General features: G+C 66.4%; 17 protein-coding genes. 6 read left to right on the top strand and 11 right to left on the bottom strand.

The genetic code is table 11. From position 1 onward, the window contains the following. Both J1M81_RS16355 and J1M81_RS16360 read left to right on the top strand, forming a co-directional pair. Window positions 1-485 (top strand): nitroreductase family protein (locus tag J1M81_RS16355; protein WP_206498365.1); only part of this gene is annotated, 485 nt, incomplete at its 5' end. Between the two features lie 6 nt (window positions 486-491). Continuing rightward, window positions 492-1,040, top strand: a complete 549-nt coding sequence (locus tag J1M81_RS16360; RefSeq protein ID WP_206498366.1) for an NUDIX hydrolase — start codon at window positions 492-494, stop codon at window positions 1,038-1,040. A 40-nt stretch (window positions 1,041-1,080) separates the two neighbouring features. On the opposite strand, the gene J1M81_RS16365 is transcribed toward J1M81_RS16360, so the two are convergent. From J1M81_RS16365 to J1M81_RS16380, 4 genes are all read right to left on the bottom strand, one after another. After that, a complete protein-coding gene (locus tag J1M81_RS16365) occupies window positions 1,081-2,175 on the bottom strand; it encodes a sugar phosphate nucleotidyltransferase (RefSeq protein WP_027496494.1) in 1,095 nt (364 codons plus the stop codon). Beyond that, the gene (locus J1M81_RS16370) at window positions 2,165-3,076 is read right to left on the bottom strand and encodes a glycosyltransferase family 2 protein (RefSeq protein WP_206498367.1); all 912 of its coding nucleotides are present in this window, start codon (window positions 3,074-3,076) and stop codon (window positions 2,165-2,167) included. Before J1M81_RS16370 ends, J1M81_RS16365 begins: the two co-directional genes overlap by 11 nt. Before the next feature lie 38 nt (window positions 3,077-3,114). Further along, entirely contained in the window at window positions 3,115-3,966 is an 852-nt protein-coding gene (gene rfbD, locus J1M81_RS16375; RefSeq protein ID WP_032370704.1) for a dTDP-4-dehydrorhamnose reductase, read from the bottom strand. Between the two features lie 143 nt (window positions 3,967-4,109). Continuing rightward, window positions 4,110-4,250 carry a hypothetical protein gene (locus J1M81_RS16380; RefSeq protein WP_155288785.1) on the bottom strand — a complete coding sequence of 47 codons (141 nt, stop codon included), beginning with the start codon at window positions 4,248-4,250 and terminating at the stop codon, window positions 4,110-4,112. A 195-nt stretch (window positions 4,251-4,445) separates the two neighbouring features. Here J1M81_RS16380 and J1M81_RS16385 point away from each other — a divergent pair, with 195 nt between their 5' ends. Both J1M81_RS16385 and J1M81_RS16390 read left to right on the top strand, forming a co-directional pair. Continuing rightward, window positions 4,446-5,876: an LCP family protein gene (locus J1M81_RS16385; RefSeq protein ID WP_032383620.1), complete on the top strand. Its 1,431-nt coding sequence runs from the start codon at window positions 4,446-4,448 to the stop codon at window positions 5,874-5,876. Between the two features lie 55 nt (window positions 5,877-5,931). Then, on the top strand, window positions 5,932-6,642 hold the full coding sequence (locus J1M81_RS16390) for a TIGR03089 family protein (RefSeq protein ID WP_032372701.1): 711 nt from the start codon (window positions 5,932-5,934) through the stop codon (window positions 6,640-6,642). Between the two features lie 9 nt (window positions 6,643-6,651). Here J1M81_RS16390 and J1M81_RS16395 read toward each other — a convergent pair whose 3' ends face one another. From J1M81_RS16395 to J1M81_RS16405, 3 genes are read right to left on the bottom strand one after another with little or no spacing between them, the layout of a single operon-like run. Continuing rightward, window positions 6,652-7,041 carry a hypothetical protein gene (locus tag J1M81_RS16395; RefSeq protein WP_032366286.1) on the bottom strand — a complete coding sequence of 130 codons (390 nt, stop codon included), beginning with the start codon at window positions 7,039-7,041 and terminating at the stop codon, window positions 6,652-6,654. Continuing rightward, window positions 7,038-7,550, bottom strand: coding sequence for a 5-(carboxyamino)imidazole ribonucleotide mutase (gene purE, locus J1M81_RS16400; RefSeq protein WP_027496487.1), 513 nt, complete (start codon window positions 7,548-7,550; stop codon window positions 7,038-7,040). Before purE ends, J1M81_RS16395 begins: the two co-directional genes overlap by 4 nt. Next, a complete protein-coding gene (locus tag J1M81_RS16405; protein ID WP_027496486.1) occupies window positions 7,543-8,796 on the bottom strand; it encodes a 5-(carboxyamino)imidazole ribonucleotide synthase in 1,254 nt (417 codons plus the stop codon). Before J1M81_RS16405 ends, purE begins: the two co-directional genes overlap by 8 nt. Before the next feature lie 167 nt (window positions 8,797-8,963). Here J1M81_RS16405 and J1M81_RS16410 point away from each other — a divergent pair, with 167 nt between their 5' ends. Then, window positions 8,964-9,518 carry a GtrA family protein gene (locus J1M81_RS16410; RefSeq protein ID WP_032366285.1) on the top strand — a complete coding sequence of 185 codons (555 nt, stop codon included), beginning with the start codon at window positions 8,964-8,966 and terminating at the stop codon, window positions 9,516-9,518. A 12-nt stretch (window positions 9,519-9,530) separates the two neighbouring features. Here J1M81_RS16410 and J1M81_RS16415 read toward each other — a convergent pair whose 3' ends face one another. From J1M81_RS16415 to J1M81_RS16430, 4 genes are read right to left on the bottom strand one after another with little or no spacing between them, the layout of a single operon-like run. Further along, window positions 9,531-10,850 carry a HAMP domain-containing sensor histidine kinase gene (locus J1M81_RS16415; RefSeq protein ID WP_027496485.1) on the bottom strand — a complete coding sequence of 440 codons (1,320 nt, stop codon included), beginning with the start codon at window positions 10,848-10,850 and terminating at the stop codon, window positions 9,531-9,533. Between the two features lie 6 nt (window positions 10,851-10,856). Then, on the bottom strand, window positions 10,857-11,537 hold the full coding sequence (locus J1M81_RS16420) for a response regulator transcription factor (protein ID WP_027496484.1): 681 nt from the start codon (window positions 11,535-11,537) through the stop codon (window positions 10,857-10,859). A gap of 39 nt (window positions 11,538-11,576) precedes the next feature. Then, window positions 11,577-12,176, bottom strand: coding sequence for a PH domain-containing protein (locus J1M81_RS16425; protein WP_206498368.1), 600 nt, complete (start codon window positions 12,174-12,176; stop codon window positions 11,577-11,579). Window positions 12,177-12,223: 47 nt separating this feature from the next. Further along, window positions 12,224-13,060, bottom strand: a complete 837-nt coding sequence (locus J1M81_RS16430; RefSeq protein WP_032372888.1) for a biotin--[acetyl-CoA-carboxylase] ligase — start codon at window positions 13,058-13,060, stop codon at window positions 12,224-12,226. A 95-nt stretch (window positions 13,061-13,155) separates the two neighbouring features. Here J1M81_RS16430 and J1M81_RS16435 point away from each other — a divergent pair, with 95 nt between their 5' ends. Continuing rightward, a complete protein-coding gene (locus tag J1M81_RS16435; RefSeq protein ID WP_206498369.1) occupies window positions 13,156-14,796 on the top strand; it encodes an acyl-CoA carboxylase subunit beta in 1,641 nt (546 codons plus the stop codon). Window positions 14,797-14,801: the final 5 nt, after the last annotated feature.

The following is a 14,801-nucleotide window of genomic DNA, read 5'->3' on the forward strand; positions in this document are numbered from 1 at the left end:
CCCCGCATCACACCCACCCCGTCAGATTCGTCTGGATCAGAACGCCCGCGGTGCGTCGACGACTGCTCGAGACCATGCGCGAGCAGTGGCGAGCCGATCTGGCCGGAGACGGGCTGACCGAGGACCGCATCGCCGCGAGGCTGAGCCGCGGTGACATTCTGTTCGATGCGCCGGAAATCGTGATTCCGTTCTGTGTGCCGGACGGGGCGCACACCTATCCCGACGAGAGGCGTCGCGCAGCGGAGGACACCATGTTCACCGTGGCGGTCGGTGCCGCCGTTCAGGGTTTGCTCGTCGCCCTGGCCGTTCGCGATCTCGGTAGCTGCTGGATCGGTTCGACGATCTTCGCCGCCGATACCGTCCGCGCCGAGCTCGGCTTGCGTGCGGACTGGAAAGCATTGGGGGCCATCGCAATCGGACACCCCAGCGAGCCGCTGACGGTACGAGATCCGGCCGCGCCCGGGTCTTCGCTGGTGGAGCTCTGACCGACGATGTCCGCTTCCTCACTGTGGCAGTCCGCGGCCGAGACACTCGATCGGTGGGCACCGACCGACTCCAGGGACGAATCCCTTCGGCATACCGTGATCGCCTTTCTGCACAGCAATCCCGACGCGTGTCTTCGCGCCAACGAGGCCGGCCACATCACGGCGTCGTCGCTGGTACTCGACGCGTCGGGACGACACGTTCTGTTGACCCTGCATCCCAGGGTGGGCCGGTGGATTCAGCTGGGCGGTCACTGCGAACCCGAGGACGAGACGGTCGTCGCCGCAGCGCTGCGCGAGGCGACCGAAGAATCCGGAATTGCCGATCTGTTGATCGATCCCGAGTTGCTCTCGGCGCACACTCACCCGATCACGTGCTCGCTGGGTAAGCCGACCCGGCACCTGGACCTGCGGTTCCTGGTGCGCGCCCCGGACGGCGCACGCGCCGTGCGCAGCGAGGAATCGACGGACCTGCGCTGGTGGCCGGTGGACGAACTACCCGACTCGGCCGAGCGCGAGACCATCGACCATCTCGTCGCGCTCGCCGCGCATCGCTGATCGGCCCGGCTCGGCCCCGCTCAGCCCCTCGGGACGACGATCAGACGTCGGTGGAGAAGCGCACTCCCCCGTCGGGCAGCTTCACTCCTGGCCATACCCGTGCGCCGCGCAGCAACTCGCACCGAGCTCCGATATCGGCACCGTCCCCGATGACGGCGTCACGCACGAGTGCGCGCGGTCCGATGCGGGCTCCGAAGCCCAGGATGGATCGTTCGACCACGGCCCCCGCTTCGACGATCGCACCGTCGAACACCACCGCGCCGTCGAGACGAGCGCCTGCGCCGATCTCGGCACCACGCCCGACGACGGTTCCACCGATAAGAAGTGCACCCGGCGCGACACCCGCTCCGGGGTGAACCAGGGACTCACCGCGATCTCCGTGCAGTGCGGGCGACGGCGCGATCCCGCGAACGAGGTCGGCCGATCCCTTGACGAAATCCTCCGGCGTACCCATGTCGCGCCAGTAGGCACTGTCGACGTGCCCGTAGACCTTCTTGTTCTCGGCGAGCAAGGCGGGGAACACCTCTCGCTCCACCGACACCGGCCGGTCGGCCGCGATGGACTCGATGATCTCACGCTTGAACACGTAGCAACCGGCGTTGATCTGGTCGGTCGGCGGATCCTGGGTCTTCTCCAGAAACGCGGTGACTCGGCCGTTCTCGTCGGTCGGTACACAACCGAACGCGCGGGGATCGCCGACCCGAACGAGATGCAACGTCACGTCCGCGTCGGTCGTGCGGTGCGTATCGAGCACTGCCGTCAGATCGGTACCACCCAACACGTCACCGTTGAACACCATGACGTTGTCCGCCCGCAGTCGCGGCAACACGTTCCTGATTCCGCCGCCGGTGCCCATGGGCTCGGTCTCGAACACGTACTCGAGTTCGATGCCCAACGCCGACCCGTCGCCGAAATGTTGCTCGAACACTTCGGCTTTGAACGACGTTCCGAGAACCACGTGTTCGATGCCCGCAGCCTTGATCCTGGCCAGCAGGTGGGTGAGAAACGGGAGTCCTGCAGTCGGGAGCATCGGCTTGGGTGCCGACAGAGTCAACGGGCGCAGTCGAGTTCCCTTGCCGCCGACCAAGATCACTGCATCCGTACGTGCGGCGACCGATGGGGAACTATCCGACATGTCCAGCCTCTGTTCTCTCGTCCGACGGTCGTTCTTCACGAGCTCGGGCCCGAAGCGCCGAAGTCACAACGACCTTCGAGCGAAGACCGAGACCCGCGCGCAGCGCCCATCGTAGTGGAGCCTGCCACACGCGGTCGTGTCTGTCGGCCTGGAATCGGTAGGCGCTGGTGTGGTGCGCGGGCAGCATCACTTCCGGATGCCGTCCTGCCGCATGCCCTTTCGAGTGCGTGACCTCGACATCGGGTACGTAGACGTTCTGCCAACCCGCCCTGCCGAGCCGGTCACCGAGGTCAACGTCCTCCATGTACATGAAGTAGCGCGAATCGAACCCGTCGATGGAGTCGAACGCCGCGCGGCGAAGCAACAGGCATGATCCCGACAGCCATCCCACCGGCCGCTCGGACACCGTCTCGTTCTCCTGGCGGTATCGCCGAGTCCACGGATTGGTCGGCCAGAGCTTGCCCAGAATTGCGTGGCCGGCCCCGGACGTCAGATCGGGCACCGATCGCGCGGACGGGTATCGCGACCCGTCCGGCTCACGAATGAGTGGGCCCAGCGAACCTGCGCGCGGCCATCGCGCCGCGGCGTCGAGCAATCCGTCCAGGGACCCGGGGTGCCACCTGACATCCGGATTGGCCACCACGACGAATTCGACCTCGGGGTCGACCGCGGCGATCGCCCGATTGACGGCAGCGCCGTAGCCGATGTTGGCGCCGGTACGCAGCAATTCTGCTTCCCCGAACGCCGCCTCGGCAGCTTCCGGAGTGCCGTCGACCGACCCGTTGTCGGCCATGATGACTCGCACGGGCCGAGTCGTGGCCTCGCGAAGAGACGTCAGAAATTGCTCGAGGTATTCGCCGGGGGAATAGGTCACCGTCACCACGGCCAGGTCGGAACTCACGCGGGCAAGACTAGCCCGAGGCGAGCATCGATCCCGCATCACGACCGAGCAAGAGCCGCCGTCAGAGCCTCGGACCAGGGGCGGGGCGCACCGAGCCCGGCTGCGGACCACGCATTCGGTGACAGCACCGAGTATGCGGGCCGAGGTGCCGGGACGACGTACTCCGCGCTCGAACACGGTCGCACCCGGTCGGGGTCGGCACCGATTCCCGAGAACACTGCCCGGGCGAGGTCGTACCAGCTCGCCTGCCCGGCGTTGGTGAAGTGAAGGGTCCGGCCGGTCACCGTCGCGTCGGCTTCGATCTCGAGCAGACCGGCGGCCAGGTCGAGGGCGAAGGTGGGCGATCCGATCTGGTCGTCGACCACCGAGACGGTCTCCCGCTCGCCTTCGAGTCTTCGCATCGTGGTGACGAAGTTCTTGCCGGTGTTGTCGTAGACCCATGCGGTGCGCACGATGACGGCCTCGGGAAGTTCCTCACGTACCGCCGTTTCCCCGGCCAACTTGGTGCGTCCGTACACGGACTTCGGCGCGGTCGCCGCGTCGACGTCGTACGGCTCGGTCGCTGTGCCGTCGAACACATAGTCGGTGGAAATGTGAATCAGTCGGGCACCGACACGCCCGCACGCCCGCGCGAGATTTCGAGGACCGTCGGCATTGACGGCCATGGCCCTGGACTCGTCGGTTTCGGCGGCATCGACGGCGGTGTACGCGGCGCAGTTGACGACGGTCGCACCCGCAGTCACCACGGCGTCGACGGCATCGGGGTCGGTGATGTCCAGGTCGGCGGACGAATAGCCGTGCACCTCGACGTCGGAATCACGCTCGGCGGCGAGCGAGACCACCCGTCGGCCCAACTGGCCGTGTGCACCGGTCACCACGATCGCATTCACGGTTGCCAAGTGTGGCACGCCGCGGTCGGTTCGGCGAGAGCGCGGCCGATCGCCAGTAACCTTCGAGTCGGGGGGAGTGAACGTCTGTCGGTGGGTGTCCATGCCTGCCGGAAACGAGGAAAGGGTCGAAGGTGCCACGAGATTCAGGCACGCACGGAGGTGAGCGCACGCCCCCACCACACCGGCGCACCTCGCGGCGAGCCGACGGCGACGGCCTGCGCGGCGAGCGACGCGGCCGTGACACCGACCCTCGTGCATCCCGCGGGCGCGACTCCCAGGATCACCCTGTACGTCCCTCCGCAGACGGCGAACCGGGCGTGCATCGCCGAGGCGGCGCGGCCGGCGACGCACGACGAACCACGGCCGGCCGTACACGACGACCGCAGCGTGGGCCCCGAGGCGACGACCGACGACCGGACTCAGGCGAGGCACCCCGCCGACCGGGCGCAGGCGGTCGCTGGCCGGCGACGCACGTTGCGGTGGCCGTGTTGTCGGTACTCGTCCTGTTGGTGACCGGCTTCGCGTGGCGCAGTGTGGACAGTCTGCGGTCGAACATCGCCACTGCGGGTGGCCTCGGTCTGGGCGGCGCAGCGGACGGCGCGGTCGACATCCTGATGGTCGGCACCGACAGCCGCACCGACGCCCACGGCAACGCGCTCTCACCGGAAGAACTCGCCTCGCTCAACGCAGGTGAGGAAGTTGCGTCGAACACGGACACGATCGTGTTGATCCGCGTCCCGAACGACGGCTCGTCGGCCACTGCCATCTCCATCCCGCGCGACTCGTACGTCGAGGTGCCCGGGATCGGAATGTCCAAGATCAACGCCGCGTACGGAGCGACCAAGGAGAACAAACGGCTCGAACTGGTCGAGCAGGGAGTCTCCGATGCCGACGCCGAACCGCAGGCCACCGAGGCCGGACGCGAAGCGCTGATCGATTCGGTTGCCAATCTCACCGGTATCACGGTCGATCACTACGCAGAGGTCGGTCTGCTCGGTTTCGTTCTGCTGACCGACGCCGTCGGCGGAGTAGCGGTATGCCTGAACAATCCGGTGCAGGAGCCGCTGTCGGGTGCGAACTTCGCCGCCGGTGAGCAGAACCTGTCCGGTTCGCAGGCGCTGAGTTTCGTCCGGCAACGACACGATCTGCCCCGCGGTGACCTGGACCGGATCGTGCGCCAGCAAGTCTTCATGGCCTCCCTCGTACGCAGTGTGCTCAGCGCCAGGACGTTGAGCAATCCGAGCAAGCTCGGTCAGCTCAGTACCGCGGTGCAGCGGTCGGTCACCCTCGATTCGGACTGGGACATCCTGCAGTTCGCCACTCGCCTGCAGGATCTCGCCGGTGGCAAGGTCAAGTTCGAGACCATTCCCGCGGTCGACATCAATGCGACGACCGACTACGGCGAATCCATCGTGCAGGTCGACCCGGCAGCAGTAAAGAAATACGTCGCCGGGTTACTCGAGGACGGGAACTCCGCCGAGACCAACGCCGAGAATTCGGATGCGCCGGCCGTCGATCCGTCGACGGTGACGGTGGACGTCGCGAACGACAGCGGTATCGAAGGTCTGGCCAACGGTGTGGCCGGATCATTGACGGCCCTCGGGTACGTCGGTGGCACCATCGGCAACTACGAGGGCTCGTCCATCTCCACGAGCCGCATCCAGACCGCCGACGTGGACAGCGACGCCGCTCGCGCCGTGTCGGCAGCACTCGGTGGCCTGCAGATCACCGCCGACGACACCATGCCGGCCGATGCCGTCCGGGTCGTGCTCGCCGACGACTACGCCGGCCCCGGCTCGGGACAGGCCGCGACGGCCGAAACCGTGGCGCCCGAAGCAGGTACAGCAGTCCCCGAGGAACCTGCGGCACCGATCGACGCGGGTTCCACCGGCCCCATGTGCGTGAACTGACAGTACGAACGCAGCGCGGAGGTCGGGGCGGGTCGGCGTCGACTAGGGTCGTGGTGTGGCTTCGAACCTGACTCAAACCCTGCTCGAGCCGATCCTGGCGGCAGACCCGGCCGGTCCCCGCATCACGTACTACGACGATGCCACCGGCGAGCGGGTCGAGGTGTCCGCCGTGACACTGGCGAATTGGGCGGCCAAGACTGCCAACCTGCTCCGTGACGAGTTCGCACTCGATCAGGGCGCGCGCGTGTGCGTGCTGTTGCCGGCGCACTGGCAGACCGCTGCCGTACTTCTGGGAATCTGGTGGACCGGCGGCGAGGTGGTGCTCGGTGCCGACGACTCCGCGGATCTCGCGCTGGTGTACGGCGACCGCCTCGACGACGCGCCCGACGTCGACGAAGTTCTGGCGCTCTCGCTCGATGCCTTCGGCAAGGCAGTCCCCGATCTGCCCCTCGGGATGACCGACTACGCCACCTCGGTTCGCGTACACGGTGACCAATTCAGGGCAACGGGATCCGGGGCCGCGGCATTGGACGGCCGCTCGGTGGACGACGTACTCGCTGCAGCGAGAGAACGCGCCGAGGCCCGTTCTCTTTCGGCCGCGGATCGAGTGTTGTCCAGTGCATCCTGGACCAACGCCGACGAGTTGATCGACGGACTGCTCTCGGTGCTCGCGGCCGGAGCGTCGTTGGTACAGGTGGCCAACTCCGACGAGAGCAAGAAGGAACGACGCATCGACACCGAGAAGGTCACGACGACCCTCGACTGACTTGTCGCCTCATCCGGTCGGGCGGTAGCCGCCGTCCGCGAGTCCCGCTTCGATCTCGAACCGATTGGCGCTGCCGCGGTGACGCGCTTCCTCGACGAGGTAGCGGAACGGAAAGGTCAGCCCGAACCTCGCCCACTGGTCGGCGTGAATCGCCTCGTGCCGCAGCACCCGACGGGCGGTGTTGTTCGCCGTCAGGTAGGCACCACCGAATGTGGTTCCGCCGCGGCCGAATCCGCCGCGCAGGCCGGAACACACGAAGATCGAGAACTCGTCGTCGAAACGCGCCGTTCCGCCCCACAGCTGCGCGTAGCGCAGTGCCAGCCGGGTCACCGACACCGACTGCCACTTGCTGCGGCCGGCTCGTCGAATCTGCTCGCGCCGCGACGCCGCGGCACTCATCCCAGCAGCGTGGTTCGCAGTGCCGCGTCCTTGTCCAGCACCATGGCCTCGAGAGAGGCCTGGAAGGCCGACATCCGCTGCTGCAGAACAGGATCGGACGCACCCAGAATCCGTACAGCGAGCAGCCCCGCGTTGCGGGCACCGCCGATGGACACCGTGGCCACGGGAACGCCGGCGGGCATCTGCACTATCGAGAGCAGCGAATCCATACCGTCGAGGTACTTCAGCGGTACCGGCACCCCGATGACCGGCAATGGCGTCGCCGACGCCACCATGCCGGGCAGGTGCGCCGCTCCCCCGGCACCGGCGATGATCACCTTGATGCCACGACCGGCGGCCTCGCGGGCATAGTCGAGCATCCGCTGCGGGGTTCGGTGGGCCGAGACGACACCGACCTCGAACCGAATACCGAACTCGGCCAAGGCTTCTGCAGCGGCCTCCATCGTCGGCCAGTCGGAATCGCTGCCCATGATCAGGCCTACGACGGCGGTACCGGATTCGTCAGTCATGATGCGGGTCCCATCCGTCGGTCCATTCGGCGTGCGACATCCAATGCGCTGCACGTTCGGCTCGTTCACGTACGGCCGCCACGTAGGCCGGGTCGCCGAGCGATCCGGACCTCGCGCCCAGAATGTTCACGTGGCCGATCTTTCGGTCTTTCCGCTCGGTCTTGCCGTACAGGTGCACCTTGGCGTCGGGCATGCGCGCGAACAGGTGATGCAGGCGTTCGTCCATCGTCATCTCCGGCGCTTCGGGCGCACCCAGGATGTTCGCCATCACCGTCAACGGTGCCAGTGGATCGGTGTCACCCAGCGGGTAGTCCAGCACCGCACGCAGATGCTGCTCGAACTGCGAGGTGCGGCAGCCGTCCATGGTCCAGTGACCGGAGTTGTGCGGCCGCATGGCCAGCTCGTTCACCAGAAGCTTGCCCGAGGTGGTCTCGAACAGCTCGACCGCGAGGTCTCCGACGACGCCGAGGGCACCCGCGATATCGAGCGCCAGCCGACCGGCGTACGTGGCGACGTCCTCGTCCAGGTCGGGAGCCGGGGCCAGAACCACCGCGCATTGTCCGTGTCGTTGCACGGTCTGTACGACGGGCCACGCAGCACCCTGACCGAACGGCGATCGCGCGACCATCGCCGACAACTCGCGGCGCATGGCGACCTTCTCCTCGACCATGAGCGGCACACCGAGGTCGAGCTGGGCAGTGACGATCTCCTCGGCTTCCTCGGCGTCGGCGGGCATCCAGACACCGCGGCCGTCGTAGCCGCCGCGGACCGCTTTGAGGACAACCGGCCACCCGTGTTCGTCACCGAACGCAATGGCGTCCTGCGCCCACGACACCTCCGCGTACGCCGGTCCGGGTGCCCCCAGCTCTTCGAGCTTTCGACGCATGCGCAGTTTGTCCTGCGCGAAGATCAGCGCGCTCGGTGGCGGCTGGACGTTGACGCCCTCGGCGACCAGGGTCTCGAGGTGCTCGGTCGGCACGTGCTCGTGGTCGAAGGTCAGGGCGTTGGATCCGGTCGCGGCCGTGCGCAGCGCATCGAGGTCGTCGTGCAGCCCGAACACGACGTCGGGGCTCACCTGAGCCGCCGGCTCGTCTGCGCCCGCGGCGAGCACGCGCAGCGTTTGGCCGAGTTCGATGGCCGACTGATGGGTCATGCGGGCCAGCTGACCTCCGCCGATCATCGTCACGACGGGCATTCCGGTCGACGACGGGCGCGCAGCGGTGGGGCGCGGTTCGGTACCTGTCACGGCTCACCATGGTGTCATGTCCTGCCGGTTCGGGCCGAACCGGCAGTCGCACGGCGGTCGTCGTTGTCGCGAAGAACGTGGAAACACTGTCGTCGAGACTGTGGAAACGCTGATGAACAGAGCGTCGGTTCGCCGGATCGGGCGTTCGTTTCGTAGACTTCACCGTTGTGCCGACGATCGACAGCGTGCTTCAGCGCTTACCCAAGCCCATCAGGGACCTTGCGATCCGGCACAGCGAGTTGATCAAGTTCGCCATCGTGGGCGGTACGACGATGGTGTTCGACCTCGTCATCTTCTACTCGCTGAGCCTGACGGTGCTCGAGCAGAAGCCGGTGATCGCAAAGATCATCTCGGGCGTGCTCGCCACCCTGCTCAGCTATTTCCTCAACCGTGAGTGGGCCTTCAAGCACCGCGGCGGGCGCGAACGCCACCACGAAGCGCTTCTCTTCTTCGCCATCAGCGGCATCGGAGTGCTCATCGCCGCCGGTCCGCTGTGGATCGCGAACAACATCTTCGACATCCGCGACACCAACGAGTCGCTGACGATGGTGGTCGTCATCGACTTCGTGCTGAACTACATCATCGGCAACCTGCTCCAGATGGCGTTCCGCTTCTGGGCGCTGCGTCGCTTCGCTTTTCCCGAGGACAACGCACGCACCATCCTGGAAGTGGACGCCGAGCGCAACGGGGATCCGACCGACGCATCGAACGCGCTCGACTGACCCCCAGTTCGGTCAGCGTGGTTCGCGCCGCGAGAGCGCGGGCGACGATTCGCGCCGAGCGGGCAGGAACACCGAGAACAGTGCCGGTCGTCTGCGCTGTAGTTCCAACCGTCCGCCGTCGGCCTCGATCAGGGCCCGGGCCAGCGCGAGACCGACTCCGGTCGAACCGGCTCCGGAGAATCCGCGGTCGAAGATGTGGGGTGCCAGTTCGTTGCTCACCCCTGGACCTTCGTCGGACACCTCGACACAGACCAGTTTCTCTCGCCGCCGGTCGGTCCCCTCGGCGGCGGACACGGCGCGCACGGCAACCGTGCAGGCACCGTCGCCGTGCACCAGAGAGTTGTCGACCAGTACCGACACGGCCTCGCGCAGACGCGAGCCGGTCACCGACGCCTGGAGGTCGGCGTCGCCCTTGAGCACCAGACTCCGACCTGCATCGTCGAAATTTCGCTGCCATTCGACCACCGTGCCGGTCAGTTCCTCGATGACCGATACCTCGTGCGCATCGGCGGCGCCGTCGCTGCGGGAGGAGCGGACGAGTTCGTCGATGGCCAGGGTCAACCGATCGACCTGATCCATCGCCTCGTTCGCCTCGTCGACCACCGCGGGGTCCGGATGGGTGGAGATCTCGTCCAACCGCAGTCGAACGGCGGTCAGGCGGCTACGAAGTTGATGCGAGACGTCGGCAACCAACGTGTGTTCGCGCTGCAGCCGCCCGGCGATCTCGACGGTGGCCGAGTCGAGAACCTCCGACACCCGGTCCAGCTCGGCAATGCCGTGCCGACGCGGGTCCGGCCGAAAGTCGCCCTCGGCCAGTCGGGCCGCCCGCCGCGCGACGTCCTGCAACGGATCGGCCAGTCGCTTGGCGGTGAGCACGGCCACCACGGTTCCTGCCAGCGCGGACGCCAGGACCACCAGAGTCACCGCGCCGAGAGCCTGCCGCTGCAGTGAACGCATGTCGTCGGACGGTACTTCGAGTCGCAGTGATCCCGAGGTCCCCATCGACAACGATTCGACGAGTGGCCGGGGGACGGATGCCTGGCCGATGTCGGCACGGGACGCGGCGTCCTCCGGCGTCGGATAGATGACGACGAGGCGGCCACCCTGCGGAATCGCCAGACGCAGCGAACCGATGTCGAGTTGACCCTCGATCAGTCCGGCCGACCCCTCCTGCGAGATGATCTCCGCGGCCATTCGGTCGAGGCGTGCCTGCAGATCGTTTCGAGTGAAGTCCTCGACCCACAGCCAGGCCGTGTACATCAGCGGCAGCCCGAGCAGCAGGGCCGTCATGATGACGACAGCGAGAATGGAGACCAGGATTCGACGCCGCATCGACGACTAGTCGCTGTTGATGCGGAATCCGACACCGCGAACGGTCGCGATGCGACGCTCCGCCACCGGTCCTTCGTCGCCGATCTTGCGGCGCAACCAGGACATGTGCATGTCGAGGGTCTTGGATCCGCGCAACTCCGCGTCGCCCCACACCTCGCGCAGGATCACCTCCCGCGAGACCACCTGACCGGCGTGATCGAGCAGCACCTTGAGCAACTCGTATTCCTTGTTGGCCAGCGAGATCTCGGTACCTCCGACGAGCACCCGTCGGGCGGCCGGTTCGAGGCGAATGGCACCGACCTCGATCGGAACGTCCTCGCCGGCACCGCGTCGACGCAGGAGCGCTCGAACCCGAGCCATCAGCTCGGCGAGCCGGAACGGCTTGCCCACATAGTCGTCGGCACCGGCGTCCAGGCCGACGACGAAGTCGACCTCGTCCGTGCGCGCGGTGAGCATCAACACGGCCACCTCGGACCGGTTGGCGCGGACCTGACGGCACACTTCGAGGCCGTCCATTCCGGGCAGCCCCAGGTCCAGGATCAGCAAGTCGAATTTGCCGTCGAGAGCACGCTGTAGCGTGGCCGGCCCGGTCTGTTCGACGGTCACGGTGTAGCCCTCGCGCCCGAGGGCACGGGAGAGGGGTGCGGCGATAGCTTCGTCGTCTTCGGCAAGCAGAACATCGGTCACGTCGGCAACCCTACGGTTCGAATGTGAGAACAGCCTGTGTTACCTGTGTTTCCCCGCGCGCCAACCGGGCTTGGACTCGGCCGGTGCATCGTCGGCCATCGGCTCGAATGCTCGGTCCCGATCGTGAACGGACTCGCGACGAAAGTCCATGGAGTCGAATACTTGCTGGTAGAGCAACGAATGGACGCGTTGCACCTGCGGAATGTCGTCGAACTCGAGTGGGTCGTCCGACGCCGACGCGATGATCAGGGTGCCGGTACCGAGCATCCTGTCCAGCAGCCCGTGTCGAAATTGCACGTTGCTGATGCGGCTCATGGGGATGTCGATTCCGGAATGCGTGAGCACACCCTGCCGAACGAGGACCCGACGATCGGTGACGATGAAGTGAGTGCACTTCCAGCTCACGAGCGGAACCAGGCATCGCCACCCGACGATCGCTGCCCACACCACCAGCGCGGCGATCGTGGCCACATCGGCGGCCGTGGATTCGAGTCGGGCACCTGCGACACCGAGGGCAACGCCGGCGAGACCCGTGGCGAGCACGAACGTGATCGACGGCAGGATCAACATCTTCCAATGCGGGTGACGGTGAAGCAGTAGCTCTTCCTCGTCGGCCAACACATCCTGTGGGTAACCCACGTGCACTCCTGACTATTCGCGCCGGATCTGCCCGGGTGAAGATGGTCTCACGAGACAGGTCGGAGATGAGTGACGTCGCCGGCGGCCACCGCGAGAACCGAGGGCGATGCGGAGCCTGCACGTTCGACCTCGATCACGATCCGGCCGTGTTCGTCCACATCGACAGCGGTTCCCACTTCGTGCTCGCCGCCGGGCAGGTCGACACGCACTCGCTGTCCGATGGTGCCGCACCGATCTCTGTATCGGTGCGCCAGCGCCTCGGTATCCCAGTGCGCATCCCGCCACGAATCCACCTCGGCGGCCACCCCGCGCAGAATCGCACGCACCAGGGTGTCGCGATCGAGCACCGCGGCCTGTTCGAGCGCGAGTGACGTCGCCGTGGGCACCGGGAGCTCGGCCTCGGTCATCGAGACGTTCACTCCCAGGCCGATGACCACCGTCGGACTCGGCCCATGGGCGGCTACTTCGGCCAGAATGCCCGAGACCTTCCTACCGCCGATCAGAACGTCGTTCGGCCACTTCAACCGCGCATCGACCTCGGCCACGGTACGCAGCGCATCGACCAGAGCCACGCCGGTCATCAGCGGCAGCCAACCCAGCACCGCCGGGTCGATCCCCGGGAACTTCAGCAGCATCGACAGCAATATCTGCGATCGCGGAGCACCGGAGAACGGACGCGAGTGCCTACCCCGCCCGCTTCCCTGATGTTCGGCGATCAAGGCCGTCCGGTCCGCACGGTCTGCCGCCGCAGCGACGAGGTCAGCATTGGTCGAACCGGTCTCGGTCACCACGTCCACCCGAGACCACGAGGCCTGCGGTCCGTCCACCAAGGCTCGACGGAGTGCGCGGACGTCGAGCGGTGGGCGATCCAGATTGGTCCACATGACCACCAGCATATGGGTTCGGCACGAACCGACGTCGGCTCGTGAACCACCCTCGGTCGGGGCGCAGATCACACTCGCAGTTAAAGTGTTGCCCCATGACCAGCGTCCAGGATTCCACTGCACCCGGGTCGGCAGATGCACCCGATATCCATACCACTGCGGGTAAATTGGCCGATCTTCGTAAACGTCTGGGGGCTGCGGAGATGCCGTCGGGTGAGGCGGCGGTGGAGCGGGTCCACGCGAAGGGCAAGTTGACCGCGCGCGAGCGGATCACCGCCCTGCTCGACGAGGGATCGTTCGTCGAGCTCGATGCGTTGGCGCGGCACCGATCACAGAATTTCGGGTTGGGTGACAATCGCCCCTTCGGTGACGGTGTCGTCACCGGCTACGGCACCGTCGACGGCCGCGATGTGTGCGTGTTCTCCCAGGACGCGACCGTCTTCGGCGGCAGTTTGGGGGAGATCTACGGCGAGAAGATCGTCAAGGTGATGGACCTGGCGATCAAGACCGGACGGCCGTTGGTGGGCATCAACGAAGGTGCCGGGGCCCGCATCCAGGAAGGTGTGGTCTCCCTCGGGTTGTACGGGGAGATCTTCCACCGCAACGTCCGCGCCTCCGGGGTGATCCCGCAGATCTCGGTGATCATGGGCCCCGCCGCCGGCGGACACGTCTACTCCCCGGCCCTGACCGACTTCGTGGTCATGGTCGATGGCACCAGTCAGATGTTCGTCACCGGCCCCGATGTCATCAAGACCGTCACCGGGGAGAACGTGACGATGGAAGAGCTCGGTGGCGCGCACACCCACATGGAGAAGTCCGGGGTCGCGCATTACGTCGCGTCCGGGGAGCAGGACGCCCTCGACTACGTCCGCGACCTCCTGTCCTACCTCCCGTCGAACAATCGGGCCGATGCCCCGCGGACGGCCGCGTCGGATCCTGTTCTCGGGGCGATCGAGGATTCGTTGACGGCGGAGGATCTCGAACTCGACACGTTGATTCCGGATTCGCCGAACACTCCGTACGACATGCACGAGGTGATCCGCCGGATCCTCGACGACGACGAATTCCTGGAAGTTCAGGAGGGGCGGGCCCGCAACATCATCGTCGGGTTCGGGCGGATCGACGGTCGGTCGGTGGGGATCGTGGCCAATCAGCCCACCCAGTTCGCGGGCACGTTGGATATCGATGCCTCGGAGAAAGCAGCCCGGTTCGTCCGCACGTGTGATTGTTTCAACGTTCCGATCATCACGTTGGTCGATGTGCCGGGGTTCCTGCCCGGGACGGGGCAGGAATACAACGGCATCATCCGGCGGGGGGCGAAGTTGTTGTACGCCTACGGGGAGGCGACGGTCGGGAAGATCACCGTCATCACCCGTAAGGCCTACGGCGGGGCGTACGACGTGATGGGTTCGAAGCACATGGGTGCCGATGTGAATTTGGCGTGGCCGACGGCGCAGATCGCGGTGATGGGGGCCTCGGGTGCGGTCGGGTTCGTCTACCGCAAGCAGTTGCTCGAGGCCGCGAAGAACGGTGAGGACGTCGATGCGTTGCGGCTGACGTTGCAGCAGCAGTACGAGGACACGTTGGTCAACCCGTACGTCGCTGCCGAGCGCGGGTATCTCGATGCGGTCATCCCGCCCAGTCACACCCGCGGGCAGATCGTGACCGCGTTGCGACTGCTCGAACGCAAACAAGTGACCCTGCCCCCGAAGAAACACGGAAACATCCCACTATGAGCGAA

Source organism: Rhodococcus sp. KRD175, from assembly GCF_017168275.1.
GTDB lineage: Bacteria > Actinomycetota > Actinomycetes > Mycobacteriales > Mycobacteriaceae > Rhodococcoides > Rhodococcoides fascians.